This is a genomic window from Actinoalloteichus fjordicus, from assembly GCF_001941625.1.
Classification (GTDB): domain Bacteria; phylum Actinomycetota; class Actinomycetes; order Mycobacteriales; family Pseudonocardiaceae; genus Actinoalloteichus_A; species Actinoalloteichus_A fjordicus.
Genome location: NZ_CP016076.1, coordinates 1,947,064 through 1,965,965, shown reverse-complemented (window position 1 = coordinate 1,965,965; position 18,902 = coordinate 1,947,064). Strand labels below are relative to the sequence as shown.

Genomic DNA, 18,902 nt, shown 5'->3' with positions numbered 1-18,902 from the left:
ACTGCGTCACTCCATCGAGGGAGCCGACGATCTCTTCGATTACACTCCGTCGTCGAGATCACAATGGTTTCGGAGGGGTCGCGGTGGCGCAGAGTCCGGTGGAGGGCCGAGGGGCCACGGTCCAGGAACTCCTGAGCAACAAGAAGTACAAACTGGACTACTACCAGCGGGAATACAGCTGGTCCCGTAAGGACGTCGTCGCGCTGCTCCAGGATCTGGAGCGGCGGTTCATCCGGGAGTGGCGGCCGACGCACTCGCGCCGAGAGACCATCGGATACGCGCCCTACTTCCTTGGTCCGATCGTGTGCTATCAGACCCCGGATGCCGCATTCCTCGTCGACGGACAACAACGTCTCACGACGCTGCATCTGATCGTCGTCTACCTCCGCAGGCTGCTGGAGGAACAGGATCTCGATCAGGACGCCAAGGGTCTCGACCCGATGATCTACAGCACCCGGCACGGCGAGACGACCTTCAACATCGACATCCCGGAACGCAACGAGGTGCTGAACGCGTTCCTGCGCGGCCTCGCTCACACACTGAGCGCCGATGCCAGTCTGTCGGTGCGCAACCTGTACGAGCGGGCCCGCGACATCGAGGAGGACTTCCCCGCGAGTCTGCGTGACGAGGCGCTGCCGTTCTTCCACGACTGGCTGCTCGACCGGGTCTGTCTGGTCTCCATCGACGCGCTCGACCGGGAGCACGGCTGGGAGATCTTCGAGACGATGAACAACCGGGGCGCCCGGCTGAGCCCGGTCGACCTGCTCAAGAGCTATCTGCTCGCCAGGGCCGAGACCGGCAGACGCCAGTTGAACGACCTCTGGCGCCGGATGATCGCCGAGTTGTCCCGGCACGGTGTGGACACGCCGAGCGAGTTCGTCAAGGCCGTGCTGATCGCGAAGTTCGCGGCGTTCGACGCCGACAGCACCGACCCGGTGGAGATCGACCGTGGCTTCCACGAGTGGGTACGCAAGAACGAGGCTCGGCTGGAGCTGCGGACCGCGGACGACTTCCGGGCCTTCGTCGAGTACTTCCTCGTTCCGCTGAGCAGGCAGTACAGCGCGCTGAAGGACGCTGCGGCGATGCTCGTCCACGGGATGGAGGCCGTCTTCCACACCGCACGGCTGGAGGTCGTCGACCCCCTGCCGCCGATCCTGTCCGCGCTGCGCCCCGACGACTCCGACGAGGTCTTCGAGGAGAAGAGCAGGCGCATCGCGGGCTACCTCGATCTGGCCACCACACTGAAGATCGTCAACAACCGAAGCCTGCTGCCCCACCAGGTGCGCCCGGAGGTCGACGAGCTGACCGTGCGGCTGCGCAGCGCCGAGGGCCTGGAGGGACTCACCGGGCTCCTGGAGGCCGAGGCGGCCACGCTGCCCGACGACTTCTCCGGCGTGGACCGGCTCAGTCTCCAGCCGGGCAACTGGGCTCAGGTGCGCTACGTGCTCGCCAGGCTGACGTCGTTCGTGGAGGTCGCGTCGGGCCGTCCCGACCTGATCGCCGTCTACCTCGACGATCCGCAGCCCTGGGAGATCGAGCACGTCTGGCCGCGCGCCTTTCCGCGCTACCAAGCCGAGATCATGACGACCGAGGCGTTCGAGGACTTCCGGGAACGGCTGGGCGCGCTGCTGCTGCTCCCCGCCGGGGATCGGCTCCCCGACGAGCACACGACGAAGATCGACCACTACCGCGAGCAGAATCTCCTCGCGGCCTCGTTGCATCCCGAGACGCTGGCCGCCGAGCCCGAGTTCGCCCGGTTCGTGGCCGAGCACGACCTCAGCGAGGTGTTCCGTCCCTGGCCGGATCACTTCGGGCTGGATGCCATCCAGATCCGGCAGCGCCTGTACCGGCGGCTGTGCGAGCTGATCTGGCGCCCCGAACTGCTGGGGCTGCGGCCGGAGAACACCCCGCCTAACCGGGCCACCGTGAAGCGCAGCCGACGCAAAGCGCGGTACGGCGTGGAGATCGCCGACCTCATCGAGGCCGGGATGATCGAGGACGGCACCGAGCTCTACGGCCACCGGAAGAAGCACACCTACACCGCGCGAGTCACCGAGGGCGGCCGAATCCGGCTGCCCAGCGGGCAGACCTTCGACTCGGTGTCCCGGGCGGCTGCGGTCGCGCTGAACGTCAAGGCCTGCAACGGCTGGGACTTCTGGCGGGCGGGCTCGGACGCCACGGGCACCCTGCTCTCCGATCTGCGGCGCGACGCGCTGCAACAGGGTCTGATGGAGTAGAGCGGCCTCGACCAGGTGCAGGCGGGCCTGCCGTCGAGCACCGGGTGGTGGACCGTCGACGTGGTCGGGACGCCCGCAGGCGGGTCGGGGCGGGTCTCGACCCGGCTCGGTCCACGCACGTTCCTGCTGTGTCGTCCGAGGCTGTTCCCGCTGCTACCGCAGGCAGAAGCCCGGCCGCCCGGCAGCAGAGTCGACCCGCGACCCGACCGAGACTCGCCCGCCCGGACCGTCGTCCGGCCCGGGTTCGACGGCGGAGACACCCGGGGCGCAGGGTCGACTCGCCGGGCGGGCCGCCGTCCGGTCGACGATGCCCGACTCTGTCACGCTCGGGTCGCGACACTCGACCGCCGTCGGGGCGGGCGGGGTCGACGGAGTCCGGGCCGTCTCGCCGGTGCTGGGCGAAGTCTCGCCGCCGCTCTGGTGTCGCGCCCGGCTGATCGAGGAGACTGCTTGGGGTGTGGCGTCTCCGCGCACCCGGCAGCCAGAGTGAGGAGCACGGATGTCCGCAAGGGAGCGGTCCTCGACCATCGTGGTGGTCATGGGCGTGTCCGGTTCCGGCAAGACCACGATCGCTCGATCTCTTGCCGAACGTCTCGGAGTGACCTACTCGGAGGCAGACGAGTTCCATCCGCCGGAGAACATCGCGAAGATGGAGTCCGGCGTCCCGCTGAACGACGAGGACCGGCTGCCGTGGCTGCGGTCCATCGCCGCGTGGATCAGCGAGCAGGAACGGGCAGACGTCAGCGGGGTCGTGACCTGCTCTGCCTTGAAGCGCTCCTACCGTGACCTGCTGCGGACCGGCAACGACGGCGTGTGGTTCCTGCATCTGGCAGGCAGCCGCGAGGTGATCTCCGATCGACTGGCCGGCCGCACCGGCCACTTCATGCCCGCCTCGCTGCTGGACTCCCAGTTCGCCGACCTCGAACCGCTGGAGTCCGACGAAGTGGGCTACACCGCGGACGTCTCCGAGGATGCCGAGGTGATCGTCGACCGTTCCCTCGCGGCGCTGAAGGCCGCAGGACGTAGGGAGGCCGATCTGACATGAATCCGGCAGTGAACGCCTTGACGGCACACGCCGATCTCTTAGCGCAGGGCGGCGGCCCGTGGACCGGGCACGACACCCGGCTGGTCACCGCGGCCCTCGTCGGGATCGCGGTGATCGTCGTCTTGATCACCTGGCTCAAGGTCCATCCGTTCCTGGCGCTGACCCTGGGCGCAGGCGCGCTCGGATTCATCGCCGCCATGCCCGTCGCCGAGATCGTCGAGACGTTCAGCGCGGGGCTGGGCAGCACGATCGGCGGCGTCGGAGCGCTGATCGCCCTCGGCGCGATGCTGGGCAGACTCCTCGCCGACTCCGGCGGCGCGGACCGGATCGTGGACACCATCCTCGGCCGGACCGGAGCACGTGCCCTGCCCTGGGCGATCGCGCTGGTCGCGGTGATCATCGGACTGCCGATGTTCTTCGAGGTCGGCGTCGTGCTGCTGATCCCGGTGGTCCTGCTGTCCGCGCAGCGCAGCGGGCAGCCCCTGATGCTGATCGGCATCTCCGCGCTGGCAGGCCTGTCCGTGCTGCACGGACTGGTCCCGCCGCATCCGGGCCCGCTGATCGCCATCGACAGCCTGGAAGTGGATCTGGGGCTGACCCTGGGATTCGGGCTCTTGGTCTCGCTGCCAACGGTGGCCGTCGCGGGACCGCTGTTCGCCCGCTACGCCGCCCGCTGGGTTCAGGTGAGCCCGCCTGCCCATCTGCTGCCCCGCTCGGCCACCGACACGGCCGACGGCGAGGCACCGGCCCGCAGGCCCGGCTTCACCGCGACGCTGATCACGGTGCTGCTGCCGGTGGTGCTGATGCTGGGCAAGGCCATCGGAGAGATCTGGCTGACGGAGGGCAGCACCGTCCGTACCGGGCTGGACTTCCTCGGCACCCCGCTGGTCGCGCTGCTCGTGGCGACCCTGGTGGCGATGTTCACCCTGGGTCGGGGCGCGGGCTTCGGTCGGGAACGAATCACCGATGTCTTCGGTGCCTCGCTGGGACCGATCGCGGGCATCCTGCTCATCACCGGCGCAGGCGGCGGTTTCAAGGAGACCCTGGTGCAGTCCGGAGTCGCCGACATCATCACCCGATATGGCCAGGACGCCGCACTCTCGCCGCTCATGCTCGGCTGGCTCATCGCGGTGGGAATCCGCCTGGCCACCGGTTCGGCGACGGTGGCGACCATCTCGGCGGCCGGGATCGTCGCGCCGTTGGCCGCAGGCCTGGACCCGGCGCAGGGCGCGCTGCTCGCGCTGGCGATCGGCGCGGGCTCGTTGTTCTTCTCGCACGTCAACGACACCGGGTTCTGGATGGTCAAGGAGTACTTCGGGATGACCGTCGGGCAGACGATCAAAACCTGGTCGGTGATGGAGACCATCATCTCGGTCTTCGCCCTGGTCTGTCTGCTGCTGCTGGATCTGGTGGTCTAGCCGGAGCATCGAGGTCGGCGCGGCGGCGCGGCCGGGGCAGGGTGCCCCGGCCGCCTGCCCGTGCTCAGTCGTCGATGGACGTCCGGTGCGAGAGCACCCCGCCGGAACAGCTCAACAGCACCTCGACGTCGAGCTCCTCGGACTCAAACTGCACCGTGACGGCGCCCACAGGCTCATCGTCATCGTCCTCCCGCTCGATGTCGACCGAGAATCCCTGCGCGGGAGTCTGCGTCACCAGCAGCACGTCGTCGGCGTCCCCGCACCGAGCGGTCACCATGCCGCCGTCGGTCTCGATCAGCTCCGGGCTGGGCGGCGAGACGTCCTCGGCAGGCGACGTCGGCTCGCTCGGCGGCGACGGCGACTCCGACGGACCGTCGGACGTCGCGGGCGGCGCGCCGGGCCCCCCAGGATCGTCGGCGTTTCCGGCGGCAGCCGCCGCAGCGAGTCGCCCCTGGACCTCGGACTGGCTCAGCGGACGAATCACCGACTCGGTGATTCCCGCGCCGATGGCGCTCAGGGCGGCGACGCCGACTCCGGTCGCCACCACTGCGGCCACCGTCCAGCCCACGATGCCCAACGCCGTCCTGCCCTGTGCGGGTCGCTCCTCGGTCATGTCGTCACCTTGGCTCGGAGATGGTTAAGACGACACTAAGGCCTGCCTAGCGCTCTCCTCGGCTCGACTCGTCTCCGCCCGGCGTCAGCCGATTCGATCGGCGATCGACGCGGCCGTGATCGTCGAGGGTTAACACGCGGCTAAGGCGGGCTTAGGGCTTGTCCGGGCCGTCCGCGGAGCCGAGATCCTCGGTTAGCGTTCCCGGGTGGCTCATCTACTGCTGATCGAGGACGACGCGACGATTCGCACCGCGCTGACGCGTGCGTTGACCGAGCGCGGACATGCCGTGGCCTCGGCCAGGACCGCGATGGACGGCCTGTCGCAGGCCGTCGCCGATCGCCCCGACCTCGTCGTGCTCGACCTGGGGCTGCCGGACATGGACGGTCGCGAGATGCTGCGGATGCTGCGGGCGGTCAGCCGGGTCCCGGTGATCGTGGCCACGGCCCGCGACGACGAGACCGAGATCATCGCCGCACTCGATGCGGGAGCCGACGACTACCTCACCAAGCCCTTCGGGGCAGGTCAGCTCGACGCGCGCGTCCGGGCCGTGCTGCGCAGGGGCAGCGAAGAGGACGAGGACCCGACGGTGACCGTCGGCGGCCTGCGGGTCAATGCCAGGGCCAGGGAGGTCGAACTCGACGGGAGACGACTGGAGCTGACCCCGCGCGAGTTCGACCTGCTGCACTACCTGGCGACCCGCGCGGGCGAGGTGGTCAGCAAGCGCGAGCTGCTGACCGAGGTCTGGCAGGTGCCCTACGGCGGAGCGGACAAGACGGTGGACGTCCACCTGTCCTGGCTGCGCCGGAAACTCGGCGAGACAGCCCAGAACGCGCGTTATCTGCACACCGTGCGCGGGGTCGGCGTGAAACTCGCCGCCCCGCAGGGATGAGGAGACCCCGATGAGACGTCGACTGGCGATCCTGGTGGGGACCACCACCTCACTCGTCCTGGTGGCATTCCTGATCCCGCTCGCACTGTTGATCCGCACCTTCGCCGAGGACCGCGCGGTGCACGCGGCGACGGTGGAGGCGCAGTCGTTGATCTGGGTGGTGGCCAACAGCGATGCCGAATCGCTGGACCGGGGGATGCGAACCAACGGCCTGGCGGACCGGCCGGTCAGCGTGTTCCTACCCGACGGCACGGTCGTCGGCGAACAGGCGGCACCCACGGATGCGGTCGAGCTGGCCATGTTGGGCCAGAGCCTGTCGGCCGAGACCCCCGAGGGGCGAGAGATCCTCTTCGCCACCGTCGACGCGGACGGCCGCACCGCGGTGATCCGCACGCTGGTGACGACCGAGGAGATGGGCCGAGGAGTCACCCGGTCCTGGTTGATCCTGCTCCTGCTCGGCGTCGCGCTGATGGCGGTCAGCGTGCTGGTCTCCGACCGGATGGCCCACTCCCTGGTCCGTCCGACCCGCAGGCTCGCCGACGTCTCCCACCGGCTCGCGGCCGGTGAGATGGACGCACGGGCCACGCCGGAAGGCCCGCAGGAGTTGCGCGAGGTGGCGGGCGGGCTCAACCATCTCGCGAGCCGGATCAAGGAGCTGCTACGAGAGGAGCGGGAGACCGTCGCGGATCTCTCTCATCGGCTACGCACCCCGCTGACCTCGATGAAGCTGGAAGCCGAAGGGCTGAACGATCCGGCGGAGGCCCGGCGGATCAGCGCATCGGTGGCCGAACTGGAGCGCGCGGTCAGCGAGATCATCGGCGACGCCAGGAGGCGAGCCGTCGAGACGGGAGTCCATCCGCTGCCGACCTCCTGCGACGCCGCGGCAGTGGTACGGGATCGCGTGCAGTTCTGGTCCGTCCTCGCCGAGGACACCGAGCGGCCGGTGGAACTGGATCTGGCCCTGGGACCAGTGCCGGTCCGCCTCATCGAGGCAGACCTGGCTGCCTGCGTCGACGCACTGCTGGGCAACGTCTTCGCACACACCCCCGACGGCAGCGCCATCGCGGTCCGGCTGCTCGCCTGGCCCACCGGCGGTGCCCGGCTCGTCGTCGCCGATGCCGGGCCGGGCTTCGCCGAGTCGACGAACGGCGACACCGGCCCGCTGCGACGCGGCGCCAGCGGTGCGGGCTCCACCGGACTAGGTCTGGACATCGCTCGACGTACCGCCTCGGCCTCCGGCGGGACGCTGAGCCTCGGAGTCTCGGCCTGGGGCGGCGCTCAGATCACCCTCGACCTGGGGCCGCCGACCGACTGATCACCACGAGTCTGCCTGTACCGATCCGCTGTCGGATCGGTCCCGGTCTCGTCTGAGATGGAAGGGGCGCCGAGGCCTGGCGTCACGACGACGAGACGTCGCGCCCGGCGATGTTCCCCGCCATCCGGCGCAGCACTCGCAGCGTCGTCCGGTAGTCCTCCTCGGTCACTCCCGAGGAGGACACGCGTCGGAACTCATGGGCGTGTTCGGCAGCCGCGCTCCAGACGGCGACGCCGTCGGCGGTGATCGTCCAGCGGTCCGCCTCGTCGGCGATCCAGCCGCGGTCGGTCAAGTCGTCGAGGAGGTCATGGGCCTCGACGACGGTGGCGAAGGGCCGCAGTTCGACCAGCAGTTCCGCCGTTTCCCTCGGCCTGGCCCGCAGGGTGGAGAGCACCTGCCACTGACGCCGAGTCACGTTCGCCGTCGCCAGCGCGTCATCCAGCCCGGCCTCGATGAGCTGATCCAGGTGTTTGAGCCAGAAGCCGATCGGCGTTCGTGCCTCGTCCATCACGGTCCCCTTTTATTGTAATCTGACAACTAGTTGCACGATGATATGTGATGGGGGCCGGTGAACGAGCAGGTAGCGGCCGTCGAACGGGCCATGGTGATCATCCGAAGAATGCAGAGCCGCCGGATGATCGGGCGGCTCGCGGGCCGCAGCGGTGCGGGCGGCATACCGACGAACACTGCGGGCTTCGAGGTGCTCGATGCCGTCGAGGCCGCCGAGCTGGACGGACGACAGATCGGCGTCACCGGCGTCGCGTCGGCGCTGGCCGTCGACCAGCCGAGGGCCAGCAGGCTGGTCGCCGACCTGGTCACGGCCGGTCTGCTGCGCCGCGAGGCCGATCAACGGGACGGGCGACGCACCGTGCTGATGCGCACGGCCGAAGGGCAGGCGGCTTCTGTCGTCGCGCATCGGTTTCGCCAGAGCGTCCTGGCCGCCGCGATGGCCGACTTCAGCCCGCAGGAACAGGCCGACTTCGCCCGACTGTTGACCACGTTCGTCGGCAGACTGCCCACCGTGCCCGCTCCGTAGCCGTACCGGCCCGCAGCCGGAGCGGCCACGCGGCGCCGGGCCCGACTCGTACGGCCCCGCCTGCCGCGCAGTCGCCGAGTCCGGTGCCTGGCGGGTGTGCTCCCCATCGCAGGTCGACCCGGCCGAGCGAGATCACCGAAGACGGCGCGGCCCCAGATCCGAGGTCGGCTCCGGGCCGAGCACGATCCGAGCCCCCGCGACGAAGGCGCCCGACGCCGAGGACAGCACCGGTTCCAGGGACAGCGCACGGACGGACTGCACGTCCTCGGCGAGTGCGGAGACACGGGAGACCAGGTCGGCGAGGGCGACCAGATCGGACGGCTCGCCGCCCCGGTATCCCGTGAGCAGCGGCGCGGCCTTCGGCTCGCGGATCACCGACTCGACGTCCACGTCGGTCAGCGGCACCGCCCGGTAGACCAGGTCGCCGAGGAGATCGCTCGCGATTCCGGACAGCCCGAAGGACAGCAGCGTGCCGAAGGAGGGGTCGTCCTGTAACCCGATCACACAGGACACGCCGGCCGGTGCCATCCGCTGCACGTACACCCCGGAGTCCGGGGACACCGCCCGCAGGCTCTGATACGCCGCGCGCACCGCGCTCCGGCCGCCGAGGCCGAGCCGAACGCCGACCAGGTCCGGCCGATGCCGCAGGCGCGGGTCGGCGCTCTTCAATGCCACGGGAAAGCCCAGCTCGTCTGCGGCATCCAGCGCCTCCGCGATCGACCCGACCAGGGTGAACGGCACCACCTCGATGCCGTAGCAGCCCAACAGCTCGCGCACCCGGCTGTCCGACAACGTCACAATGCCGGGACCGGGGCGAGTGGTGGAGCCCGCCGCCACCGGTGTGGTCGGCGCCGCATCGGAACGCGGCCCGGCGCCCGTGGCCTGTTCCGGACCTGCCTGCGTTCGCCAGGCGTCGACGAGAGCGGCGGCCCGGTCGGTCTCGAGGCCTGTCTGCCTGCGGGGCTCGCCCTGCGGCGCCGACCGCCAGCGGGCATGGCGAGCGGCCCTGGCGAGGGCGGCCACCGCGCGTTCCGGGCTCGGATACGACGGCACCGAGCCTCGACCCGGCGAGCCGTCCGGACCGAGCACGGCCAGCTCGTCCGGGATGCCCTCCACCGCGAGGAACGTCGAGACGACGGGCTTGCGCGTACCGCCGGGCGGCTCGGACACCACCTCGCGCAGGGCACGGGCGTAGGCGCTGCCCGGCACCGCGATGGGCGGGACGAACACCGCCACCAGTGCGTCGACCTCGGGAGAGCCGATCGCCGCGCGCACCGCGGCTGCGAACTGCTCCGGCGTGGCGGCGGCGCCGACGTCCACCGGGCCGCCCGCGAGTTGCAGGCCCTCGGCCAGTGCGACGTCGGCGGCGAGCAGGCCGAGCGCGGTGGAATTGCCGACGACGGCCACCCGGTCGCCTGCGGGCAGCGGCTGATTCGACAGGACGAGAGCTGTGTCGAAGAGCTGGGCCAGCGTCTCCACCCGGATCACCCCCGACTGCTCGAACAGGGCTGCGACGCTGGTCTCGTCCACCGGCACCGACGTCGCCGCCAACGCGGGCGGCCCGGAGTGTCGGCCAGACTTCACCGCCACGATCGGCTTGGTTCGGCCGAGTCTGCGGGCCAGCCGCGCGAACTTGCGGGGATTGCCGAAGGACTCGAGATAGAGCAGCACCACGTCGGTGCCCGGGTCGGTCTGCCAGTACTGGAGCAGGTCGTTGCCCGACACGTCGGCACGATTGCCCGCCGAGACGAAGGTCGACAGGCCCAGCCCCCGCCCTGCGGCCGTGGCGAGGATCGCGGTGCCCAGCGCGCCGGATTGACAGAAGAAGCCGACCCGCCCCACCCTGGGCAGTCCGGGCGCCAACGTCGCGTTCAATCGGACCCCGACGTCGTTGTTGACCACACCGAGGGCATTCGGGCCGACCACACGCATGCCGTGGGCCCGAGCCGCGCGGACCAGCCGCCGCTCCGCGCCCAGGCCGTCCTGCCCGGTCTCGCCGAAGCCCGCGCTGATCACCACGAGCGCCTTCACGCCCTTGGCCAGGCAGCCGTCGAGCACCTCGTCCATCCGCGCGGCGGGCACCGCCACCACCGCGAGATCGACCTCGTCCGGGATGTCCACCACGGACGGGTAGGCCCGGACTCCCCGGACCGAGCGGTGCTCCGGATTGACCGGATAGACCGGCCCGGCGAAGTCCGCCGCGAGCAGATTCGTCAGCACCGCGTGACCGATCTTCGCGTGATCGGTGGAGGCACCGATCACCGCAACCGACCTGGGATACAGCAGGTTGTGCACGCTGCGGGCCTCGGCTGCCTGCTCACGAGCCCTGACGACCGCCACGGACCGTTCGGTCGGATCGATGGTGAACTCCAGGTGCAGGACCCCTTCCGCCAGCTCACGGCGCACCAAGTACCCCGCCTCGCGGAACACCGAGACCATCTGGACGTTCTCCGCGAGGACCTCGGCCTCGAAGCCGCGCAGGCCGCGCTCCCTCGCGGCGGCGGCCAGATGCTCCAGCAGGATCGAGCCGAGGCCGCGCCCCTGGTGATCGTCCTCGACGACGAACGCCACCTCCGCCGAGGCACTGCCCGGCAGTCGGTCGTAGCGGCCGACGGCGACGATGTCGTCGCCGAGCAGGGCGCCGAACGCGACTCGCTCGTCGTGGTCGACCGTGCTGAAGCGCCGGACGTCCGAGGCGGGCATCCGGGGGTAGGCGCCGAAGTAACGCAGATAGCGGGTCCGCTCGCTCATCCGCGAGTGCAGCGCCACCAGCAGGGGTCCGTCCTCGGGTTCCAGCGGCCGGAGGTGCACGGTTCCGCCGTCGCTGAGCACGACGTCGGCCGCCCAGTGTCGAGGTGCTCCCGGCGCCGCCTGCGGCACCTCTCGTCTCCCGGACTCGGACTCCATCAGCCGCTGCCCTCCCTCGTCGGCCGCCGCGCGGGTGGCGACGCGGCAGGCATCGCCGCACGCACGGCGCGTCCGGCACCGCCCCACCAGCGCGGCGGATCACGCATCCAGCCACGCTCGGCCAGCCGCACCAGCGCCGCGCCACCGCAGCGCCCGCGAGCTGCCCGCCGCCCGCCCCGGCCACCACCGTGGCACGGCGACGGCGGGTCGCCAACATCTCCGACCCCGCGCGACCGCCACGGGCGGCCCGTGGAACAGCGAGGACCGCACCATCACTCCTGCCCGGGCCGCGGATCGGCGATACCTCGACGACACGATTCTGCGCCGCATCGCCTGCCGTCGGCGAGCCCACGACGGCGTCGGACCGGCGCCGCGTCCTGATTCCCGAACAAGGCGGCTGGCCCCTCCGGACGGGCTGGAGATCCTCGGCCCGCGCGCATCCGAGGAGACCGGCCTCGGGTTGCCCGAGTCGGCAGGACCCCTCAGTCCCGTCGGTCCTCCGGGTCCAGTCCGAACAGGGGGAACACTGCCCGACGCGTGGCCAGCAGAGCACGGTCGACCCGATGGGACACCTCGCCGTCCCACGCAGGGAAGCCCGCGTCTCCGGACGCGTCGCCATGCCCGTCATCGCTCATCGAGACGGGGATGGGTGTGTCCGGCGGCGCGAGCCGTGCGGCATGGGCACGCCACCCGGCGGGAATCGTCGTCTCCGGGGCGAGGTCGCGGTCCAACAGCACTGCAAGCAGGTGGGTCCAGGACCTCGGCACCACGCGGAACGGCGAGTATCCGCCGCCGCCGAGGGCCAGCCAACGTCCCCCCGCGTGCGTCTCCGCCAGGTCGCGCAGCGTCCGATAGATCGCCCGGTGGCCGTCGACGGTCAACGCCAGGTCCGCCAACGGGTCCTCCCGGTGAGTGTCGACACCGCACTGCGTGACGAGCAGCTGAGGTTCGAACGCCGCGAGCAACGACGGCACCACCGCATGGAAGGCCCGCTGCCAGCCCGCGTCGTCGGTCCCCGGCGGCAGGGCCAGGTTCACCGCCCGGCCCTCGGCGCCGGGACCGCCCACGTCGGCAGGACCGCCCGTCCCCGGCCACAGTGTCATCGGATGCTGGTGAACAGACATCGTGAGCACGCGCGGGTCGTACTGAAACGCGGCCTGGACCCCGTCACCGTGGTGCACGTCCACGTCCAGGTAGGCGATGCGCTCCAGCCCCTGATCGAGGAGCCACGCGATGGCGGCCACGCAGTCGTTGTAGACGCAGAATCCCGCCGCGCGATCGGCCATGGCGTGATGCAGCCCGCCCGCGATGTTCACGGCGCGGTCGACGCGGCCCTCGACGATCTCCCTGGCCGCGGCGACCGAGGCGCCCGCGATCAGCGCCGACGACTCGTGCATGTCGGGGAAGATCGGATTGTCCACCGTGCCGAGGCCGAATCGGGAGGGGAGTTCGGATGCGGGCTCTGTGTCGATCGCGGAGGCGGCACGCACGGCGGCGAGATACTCGCGGTCGTGAATCGCGGCAAGCAGCGTCTCGTCGGCGGGGACGGGCCGAACGAGGGAGATCCCGTCGAGAACGCCCAGCTCACGCGCCAACCGCATCGTCAGGTCGAGTCGGACCGGGGTGAGGGGATGGGACTCGCCCATGTCGTATCCGAGCAGATTCTCGTCCCACACGATCGCCGCCGACGCCACCGGCCGACCGTACCCCGCTCTGTGCGAGATACGACGGCGAGATCATGCGCTCCCAGGCAGGCGACAGGCGAGCCTGCGCCGTCGCGAAGCGCTCATCCTCGGCCACGCTGGGTCGGAGTTCGCCGATCGGCATGTGAGGTGACGGGGTCGTCGGCTACCGTCTCAGCGATCCTGCCTGCCGCTGCGGTTCGGCGAGGTCACCCACGGTGCCGAATCCGGTGATCAGCTCGACGGAGTTCGCTCCAGACGTCGTGAAACCGAATATGCTCGGCGCCCGTCTGAAAGGTATGCGCGCCATGTCTCAGCGAAGCCTGACCACCGCGATCAGCGCCGTTCTGCTCGTTCTCGGCTTAGGAGCGTGTGCCACGCCGGTGGCAGGCACCGCGTCTCCCGCACCCGGCGCGGGCGGCTCGCAGACCAGCGAAGACGATTCGGGCTCGGGAGGCGACGAGGCCACCACACCGACGATCCCGATCCCGGACCCCACCACCCCGACCGCGGACGGCGGTGGCAGCGGTGGCGGCGATGCGAAGAGTCCCGAGGCCGTCCCGGGCTACTGCGACCTGGTGGACGTCGCCGAGATCGAGGCAGCCGTCGGCTCGCCGAGCGTGACCGACCCCAGCGACTACACGACGATCTGCTCCTATTCCATCGACCTGGACGGGACCTCCCTCAACTACCTCGGCTTCGGGGCCACCTACTGGGGCGAGGACGTGACGAGCGAGGAAGAGGAGCCAACGGAGATCCTGGGACGCCCTGGTTACCGCCTGGTCACCGAGGGTCGTTGCGAGGTCGGCGTCGTCGTCAATGAGGACCCCTCGGTGCTCCTCAACACGATCTACGTCGACCTCGACACCTGGGGGACTGTCGAGCGGGACCTCTGCCCGGAGGCCGAGGCGATGCTTCAGCTCGTCTACGACGCGGTTCCGGCAGCCTGATCGTCGACTACTGCGGTTCTACGGTGCACCGGTTCCGACCGCGATCGTTCGCGGTCGGAACCACCTCGTGATTCGCGCGTCACGGGTCGAGCACAGTTGACGTGCTCGGGCTCCGTCCCGTCGTCGGCGTGGTCCGCCTGGTCGGGCCTCGACCGACACCGCGTTGGACACCGACCAACCCCCGACGGCGGCGCCCGCGTCGGCCGACACCTCGATGACGGCGTGTTCGTGATCGCCGTCGGAGGCGTCACCGTCGGCCGACCTCGCCCTTCCCGCAGGTGAACGAACGGCTGACCGCCCGGAAACGCCCGGCCGGTCAGCTGAACCGTCAGCCCCGCTCGGTACGGCAGGACCGCTGCGCCATGCGCACCGGCCGGTGTCCCCGCCCGGACGGTCGGTTCTGCCGACCGGCTGCGCGTTCGCTGCCCACGCTCGTTTCCAGCCCGACTCCTGGGCCGGTCCGGGCCGCCCAGGTCCCACCGACCGCATCAGACCCGCCACGTCCTCGGACGCGGGCGACGTTCCGGCTCGCCCGGCACCTGCCACGGCGTCGATGCGGTCGGCTGCGGCGAAAGGCGATGTCAGCGGGGCGACTCCCCCAACGCTGCCGGGCGCTGCGGCTGCCCCGCCCATTCCGACCAGGAACCCGCGTAGAGGGCGGCAGGCCGGTCGGGGGCGCTGAGTCCCGCAGTCTCCAGCGCCAGCAGCACCGAGCAGGCGGTCACCCCTGATCCGCAGTAGGCACCGACCGGCGTGGTGCCGGTGACGCCCAAGGCGGCGAAGTGCTCGGCCAGCTCGGCGGGAGAACGCCAGCGACCCGACTCGTCGAGGTGCTCGGCGAACGGGGCGTTCCGCGCACCAGGCACGTGGCCGGGCCTGGCATCCACCGGCTCGACCTCGCCGCGATAGCGCTGTGGCGCTCGCGCGTCCAAGAGCACGCCGCGCTCGGTGAGCTCCTCGGCACCGGCGGCGTCGAGCACCGGCAGGCTCCCCGCCCGAACCACGATGTCGCCCGGCGCGGGGTCGGGAACGACGGCGGTCACCTCGCGTCCCTCGGCCGTCCAGGCGGCGAACCCGCCGTCCAGCACCGAGACCTGGTCATGCCCCGCCCAGCGCAACAGCCACCAAGCCCGCGCGGCCACCGAGCCGTCGGCGGCGTCGTAGGCGACCACCCGGCGGCCTGCGCTGATCCCGGCGGACCGCAGCACGGCCTGGAGGTCCTCGGCGGCGGGAAGTGGGTGTCTCCCCCCGGACCCCGGTGGGGCGGCGAGATCGCGGTCGAGATCCAGGAAGACCGCGTCGGGCAGGTGACCCGCCTGGTAGGCGAGGCGGCCGGGCGGCCCCGTCAATGCCCAGCGCACGTCCACCAGCACCGGCGGGTTCTCGCCCGCCATCGCCTCGGCCAGTTCCTCGGTACTCACCAACGGCTGCACGCTCGACATCTTCGCGGAACGGGACCGCACAGGTCCACCTCGCCACGCCTGTGTATCGGGCCGAGCCGGTCGGCACCCGCCCCTACGATGAAGACGGAGGACAGCCGTCCCTCGTCATGCGTCGCGATCCACGGCACGCGCGAAGCAGTCGGGGCGGGGTGGTGACGGAGGAACAGACCACGACGGCGTCACGGCCGAGAGGCGGCGACGCCGACGACCAACGCGTCACATGACGAGAGAACAGGGAACAAGGACAGGCTCTAGGATGTCGTGGTAGCCGGTAGCGCGGTCCCACCGCTCGCGTGTCAAGGTGTCGCCTTTCTCGCGACCCCCTCCTGGCGACTCGACCTCATTCTCCGCGACGAACCACGACTGCCACAAGCTCTAGGACTTTCAACAGGGGAGCCGGCGTGAACGAGCTCATCGACACCACCGAGATGTACCTGCGCACGATCTACGACCTCGGCGAGGAGGGCGTGATCCCACTGCGCGCTCGCATCGCGGAACGGCTGGGACAGAGCGGGCCCACCGTCAGCCAGACGGTGGCCAGAATGGAACGGGACGGGCTGCTCATCGTGGCCGAGGACCGCCACCTGGAGCTGACCGGAGCCGGGCGGGAACGCGCCGAGGCGGTGATGCGCAAGCATCGCCTGGCCGAGCGCCTGCTCGTCGACGTGATCGGGCTGGAATGGGAGCACGTGCACAGCGAGGCGTGCCGCTGGGAACACGTGATGAGCGAGGCGGTCGAACGCAAGCTCGTCACGCTGCTGGGCAACCCCACCACCTCCCCGTATGGAAATCCGATCCCCGGTCTAGACAAGCTGGGCGTCGGCGAACCCGCGCCGCCGATGGAGACCGACCTGCTCCGGCTCGACGAGATCGCGCGCCGGGGCGGCGGCCAGGCCCAGGTCTGCCGGATCGCCGAGTACGTGCAGCTCGACCCCGACCTGATGGCACATCTGAAGGCGGCGGGCGTCATGCCCGACCGAGTGGTCACCGTCTCCTCCGCAGGCGGATCGAACGAGATCAAGGTGACCGGACCCGGCGGTAGCGCCCTGCTCGCCACCAACATCGCTCACGCCGTGCTGGTGCGCGCCCTGTGAGCACCGACGTCCACGCCGAGGAGTCAGTCACCGTGCCCGCCGACTCCGCGGACGCCGCCCAGCGTGCCGTCGCGGCCTTCCGCGCCCGACACGGGCACGCCCCCGAGGTCTGCTGGGGTGCGCCCGGACGGGTGAACCTCATCGGTGAGCACACCGATTACAACGACGGCTTCGTGCTGCCGTTCGCGCTGCCGCACCGCACCGTCGTCGCGGCCTCGGCCCGAGACGACGGACTGTTGAACCTGACCACCGTCGGGGCCGACGGCAGGCCACAAATCGCCGAGCCGCTGCACATCGCCGAGCTGGAGCCCGGGCACGTCACGGGTTGGGCGGCCTATCCCGCAGGCGTGGCCTGGGTCCTACGAGAGGAAGGCGTCCGACTCGGCGGCGCCGACCTGGTGATCTGTGGCGACGTCCCGACCGGCGCGGGCCTGTCCTCCTCGGCGGCGCTGGAGTGCGCCACCGCGCTGAGCCTGCTGGACCTCGCAGGCACGCCGCTGGACGGACCGGCAGACGACGCGCGTCCGGACCTCACCCGGATCGCGCGCTGGGCGCAGCGCGCCGAGAACGACTTCGTCGGCGCGCCGACCGGCGTTCTCGACCAGACGGCGTCGCTGTGCTGCACGGCGGCGCACGTCCTGTTCCTGGACGTCCGCTCCGGCGAGCAGATCCAGGTGCCCTTCGACACCGCCGCGCACGGCCTGCGGCTGCTGGTCATCGACACCCGGACCCGCCACGCGCACTCGGAGTCGGGGTACGGGGAACGGCGACGCGGCTGTGTCGCGGCTGCCGAGGCCCTGGAGATCGAGTCGCTGCGCGAGGTCGCGCACAGCGGACTCGACGTGGCGACGGCCCGCCTGCCCGAGGAGCTGCGGCCCCTGGTCCGCCATGTGGTGACCGAGAACGCCAGGGTCGAGTCCGTGGTGACAATGCTGACGGAGGGCAGGCTCGACATGATCGGCCCGCTGCTCACCGCTTCGCACGAGAGTCTTCGCGACGACTACCGGGTCTCCAGCCCCGAGCTGGACCTCGTCGTCGAGTCGGCACTGGCTGCGGGCGCCCTGGGCGCCCGGATGACCGGAGGCGGGTTCGGAGGGTCAGCGATCGCCCTTATACGGTCTGCGGCACAGGCGGAGGTCGAGGAGTCGATCATCGCCGCGTTCGACGAGCGCGGGCTGGCACACCCCCGGTTCTTCGCGGCGCTGCCCTCGGCAGGCGCAGGCCGCGAGGAGTCGTCAGCAGGCTGACCGGCCACCCGTCCGCCTCGGCCGAACGCTGTCCCGCGAGGCGTCAACGGAAGGCTGGAAACGTGAAGCTGCTGGTGACAGGTGGAGCCGGATACGTAGGCAGCGTCTGTGCGGCGCGGCTGGTCGAAGAGGGCCATGAGGTCGTGGTGGTCGACGACCTGTCCACCGGCCACGCCGACGCCGTACCCGAGGGCGCCACATTCGTCCAGGCCGATCTGGCCGAGGCGGCCGACGACCTCTTGGCCGAGGGGGTCGAGGGCGTCCTGCACTTCGCGGCGAAGTCGCTGGTCGGCGAGTCCATGACGGACCCGGCGAAGTACTGGGACGGCAACGTGGTGACCTCGCTGCGGCTGCTCGCGGCCGTACACCGGCATCGTGTTCCTCGGCTGGTGTTCTCCTCGACGGCCGCCACCTACGGCGAGCCGGAGCAGGTGCCGATCCCCGAGTCGGCCCCCACCCGCCCCACCAACACCTACGGTGCCACCAAACTGGCGATCGACCACGCCATCACCTCCTACGCCAACGCCCACGGTCTCGCGGCGGTGAGCCTGCGTTACTTCAACGTCGCGGGCGCCCACGACCGGTTCGGGGAGCGACACGCCACCGAGACGCACCTCATCCCGCTCGTGCTCCAGGTGGCGTCCGGTCTGCGGGCCCAGGTGTCGATCTACGGCGACGACTGGCCGACCGAGGACGGCACCTGCGTCCGGGACTACATCCACGTGACGGACCTGGCCGATGCCCATCTGCTCGCGCTGCGGCACGCCTCGGCGGGCGAGCACCGGATCTACAACCTCGGCAACGGCACCGGCTTCTCCGTCAAGGAGGTCATCGACGCCTGCAGGCGTGTCACCGGGCACGCCATCCCGGCCGAGCTCGCCCCCCGCCGCGCGGGCGACCCGGCGACGCTGGTGGCGGCCGCCGACCGCGCCCGCGCCGAGCTGGGCTGGAAGCCGGAGCGTCCGGACCTGGACACCATCGTCGCCGACGCCTGGCGGTTCACCCAGGGCCGGATCGGCGCCTGATC

At 70.8% G+C, this 18,902-nt stretch carries 15 protein-coding genes; 10 read left to right on the top strand and 5 right to left on the bottom strand.

Going from position 1 to position 18,902, the window contains the following annotated elements:
* Window positions 1-83: 83 nt before the first annotated feature.
* The 3 genes from UA74_RS08895 to UA74_RS08880 all read left to right on the top strand — a co-directional run bounded on the left by UA74_RS08895 (window position 84) and on the right by UA74_RS08880 (window position 4,700).
* Window positions 84-2,237, top strand: a complete 2,154-nt coding sequence (locus UA74_RS08895) for a GmrSD restriction endonuclease domain-containing protein (RefSeq protein ID WP_075764210.1) — start codon at window positions 84-86, stop codon at window positions 2,235-2,237.
* A 499-nt stretch (window positions 2,238-2,736) separates the two neighbouring features.
* Window positions 2,737-3,282, top strand: a complete 546-nt coding sequence (locus UA74_RS08885; protein ID WP_075739841.1) for a gluconokinase — start codon at window positions 2,737-2,739, stop codon at window positions 3,280-3,282.
* Window positions 3,279-4,700, top strand: a complete 1,422-nt coding sequence (locus tag UA74_RS08880) for a GntT/GntP/DsdX family permease (RefSeq protein WP_083683039.1) — start codon at window positions 3,279-3,281, stop codon at window positions 4,698-4,700. The genes UA74_RS08885 and UA74_RS08880 overlap by 4 nt, the downstream gene beginning before the upstream one ends.
* Window positions 4,701-4,764: 64 nt before the next feature.
* On the opposite strand, the gene UA74_RS08875 is transcribed toward UA74_RS08880, so the two are convergent.
* A complete protein-coding gene (locus tag UA74_RS08875; RefSeq protein WP_075739840.1) occupies window positions 4,765-5,313 on the bottom strand; it encodes a hypothetical protein in 549 nt (182 codons plus the stop codon).
* Between the two features lie 205 nt (window positions 5,314-5,518).
* Here UA74_RS08875 and UA74_RS08870 point away from each other — a divergent pair, with 205 nt between their 5' ends.
* Window positions 5,519-6,202, top strand: a complete 684-nt coding sequence (locus tag UA74_RS08870; RefSeq protein ID WP_075739839.1) for a response regulator transcription factor — start codon at window positions 5,519-5,521, stop codon at window positions 6,200-6,202.
* Between the two features lie 10 nt (window positions 6,203-6,212).
* Window positions 6,213-7,517: a HAMP domain-containing sensor histidine kinase gene (locus UA74_RS08865; RefSeq protein WP_075764206.1), complete on the top strand. Its 1,305-nt coding sequence runs from the start codon at window positions 6,213-6,215 to the stop codon at window positions 7,515-7,517.
* Between the two features lie 82 nt (window positions 7,518-7,599).
* Here UA74_RS08865 and UA74_RS08860 read toward each other — a convergent pair whose 3' ends face one another.
* Window positions 7,600-8,025 carry a MarR family winged helix-turn-helix transcriptional regulator gene (locus UA74_RS08860; protein WP_075739837.1) on the bottom strand — a complete coding sequence of 142 codons (426 nt, stop codon included), beginning with the start codon at window positions 8,023-8,025 and terminating at the stop codon, window positions 7,600-7,602.
* A 60-nt stretch (window positions 8,026-8,085) separates the two neighbouring features.
* On the opposite strand from UA74_RS08860, the gene UA74_RS08855 reads away from it, so the two are divergent.
* On the top strand, window positions 8,086-8,553 hold the full coding sequence (locus UA74_RS08855; protein ID WP_075739836.1) for a MarR family winged helix-turn-helix transcriptional regulator: 468 nt from the start codon (window positions 8,086-8,088) through the stop codon (window positions 8,551-8,553).
* A 132-nt stretch (window positions 8,554-8,685) separates the two neighbouring features.
* On the opposite strand, the gene UA74_RS08850 is transcribed toward UA74_RS08855, so the two are convergent.
* Complete coding sequence (locus UA74_RS08850) at window positions 8,686-11,460, bottom strand: bifunctional acetate--CoA ligase family protein/GNAT family N-acetyltransferase (protein ID WP_075739835.1); 2,775 nt, start codon at window positions 11,458-11,460, stop codon at window positions 8,686-8,688.
* Between the two features lie 482 nt (window positions 11,461-11,942).
* Window positions 11,943-13,154, bottom strand: coding sequence for an acetoin utilization protein AcuC (locus UA74_RS08845; RefSeq protein ID WP_075739834.1), 1,212 nt, complete (start codon window positions 13,152-13,154; stop codon window positions 11,943-11,945).
* A 296-nt stretch (window positions 13,155-13,450) separates the two neighbouring features.
* Between UA74_RS08845 and UA74_RS08840 the strand changes: the two genes are divergently transcribed.
* Window positions 13,451-14,092 carry a hypothetical protein gene (locus UA74_RS08840; protein WP_198042970.1) on the top strand — a complete coding sequence of 214 codons (642 nt, stop codon included), beginning with the start codon at window positions 13,451-13,453 and terminating at the stop codon, window positions 14,090-14,092.
* A 581-nt stretch (window positions 14,093-14,673) separates the two neighbouring features.
* Here UA74_RS08840 and UA74_RS08835 read toward each other — a convergent pair.
* On the bottom strand, window positions 14,674-15,525 hold the full coding sequence (locus UA74_RS08835; RefSeq protein ID WP_075743568.1) for a sulfurtransferase: 852 nt from the start codon (window positions 15,523-15,525) through the stop codon (window positions 14,674-14,676).
* A gap of 410 nt (window positions 15,526-15,935) precedes the next feature.
* On the opposite strand from UA74_RS08835, the gene UA74_RS08830 reads away from it, so the two are divergent.
* The 3 genes from UA74_RS08830 (at window position 15,936) to galE (ending at window position 18,900) form a co-directional block, all read left to right on the top strand.
* Window positions 15,936-16,628 (top strand): metal-dependent transcriptional regulator, encoded by a 693-nt coding sequence (locus tag UA74_RS08830; RefSeq protein WP_075739832.1) that lies wholly within the window; start codon window positions 15,936-15,938, stop codon window positions 16,626-16,628.
* The gene (gene galK, locus UA74_RS08825; protein ID WP_404799967.1) at window positions 16,625-17,875 is read left to right on the top strand and encodes a galactokinase; all 1,251 of its coding nucleotides are present in this window, start codon (window positions 16,625-16,627) and stop codon (window positions 17,873-17,875) included. The genes UA74_RS08830 and galK overlap by 4 nt, the downstream gene beginning before the upstream one ends.
* Before the next feature lie 62 nt (window positions 17,876-17,937).
* Window positions 17,938-18,900: a UDP-glucose 4-epimerase GalE gene (galE, locus tag UA74_RS08820; protein ID WP_075739831.1), complete on the top strand. Its 963-nt coding sequence runs from the start codon at window positions 17,938-17,940 to the stop codon at window positions 18,898-18,900.
* The last annotated feature ends 2 nt before the right edge of the window (window positions 18,901-18,902 follow it).

Bases quoted from the DNA above. Each gene is read 5' to 3' on its own strand.
- UA74_RS08885 (WP_075739841.1), top strand. From the start codon at position 2,737: ATGTCCGCAAGGGAGCGGTCCTCGACCATCGTGGTGGTCATGGGCGTG.
- UA74_RS08875 (WP_075739840.1), bottom strand. From the start codon at position 5,313: ATGACCGAGGAGCGACCCGCACAGGGCAGGACGGCGTTGGGCATCGTG.
- UA74_RS08860 (WP_075739837.1), bottom strand. From the start codon at position 8,025: ATGGACGAGGCACGAACGCCGATCGGCTTCTGGCTCAAACACCTGGAT.
- UA74_RS08840 (WP_198042970.1), top strand. From the start codon at position 13,451: ATGTCTCAGCGAAGCCTGACCACCGCGATCAGCGCCGTTCTGCTCGTT.
- UA74_RS08850 (WP_075739835.1), bottom strand. From the start codon at position 11,460: ATGGAGTCCGAGTCCGGGAGACGAGAGGTGCCGCAGGCGGCGCCGGGA.
- UA74_RS08880 (WP_083683039.1), top strand. From the start codon at position 3,279: ATGAATCCGGCAGTGAACGCCTTGACGGCACACGCCGATCTCTTAGCG.
- UA74_RS08865 (WP_075764206.1), top strand. From the start codon at position 6,213: ATGAGACGTCGACTGGCGATCCTGGTGGGGACCACCACCTCACTCGTC.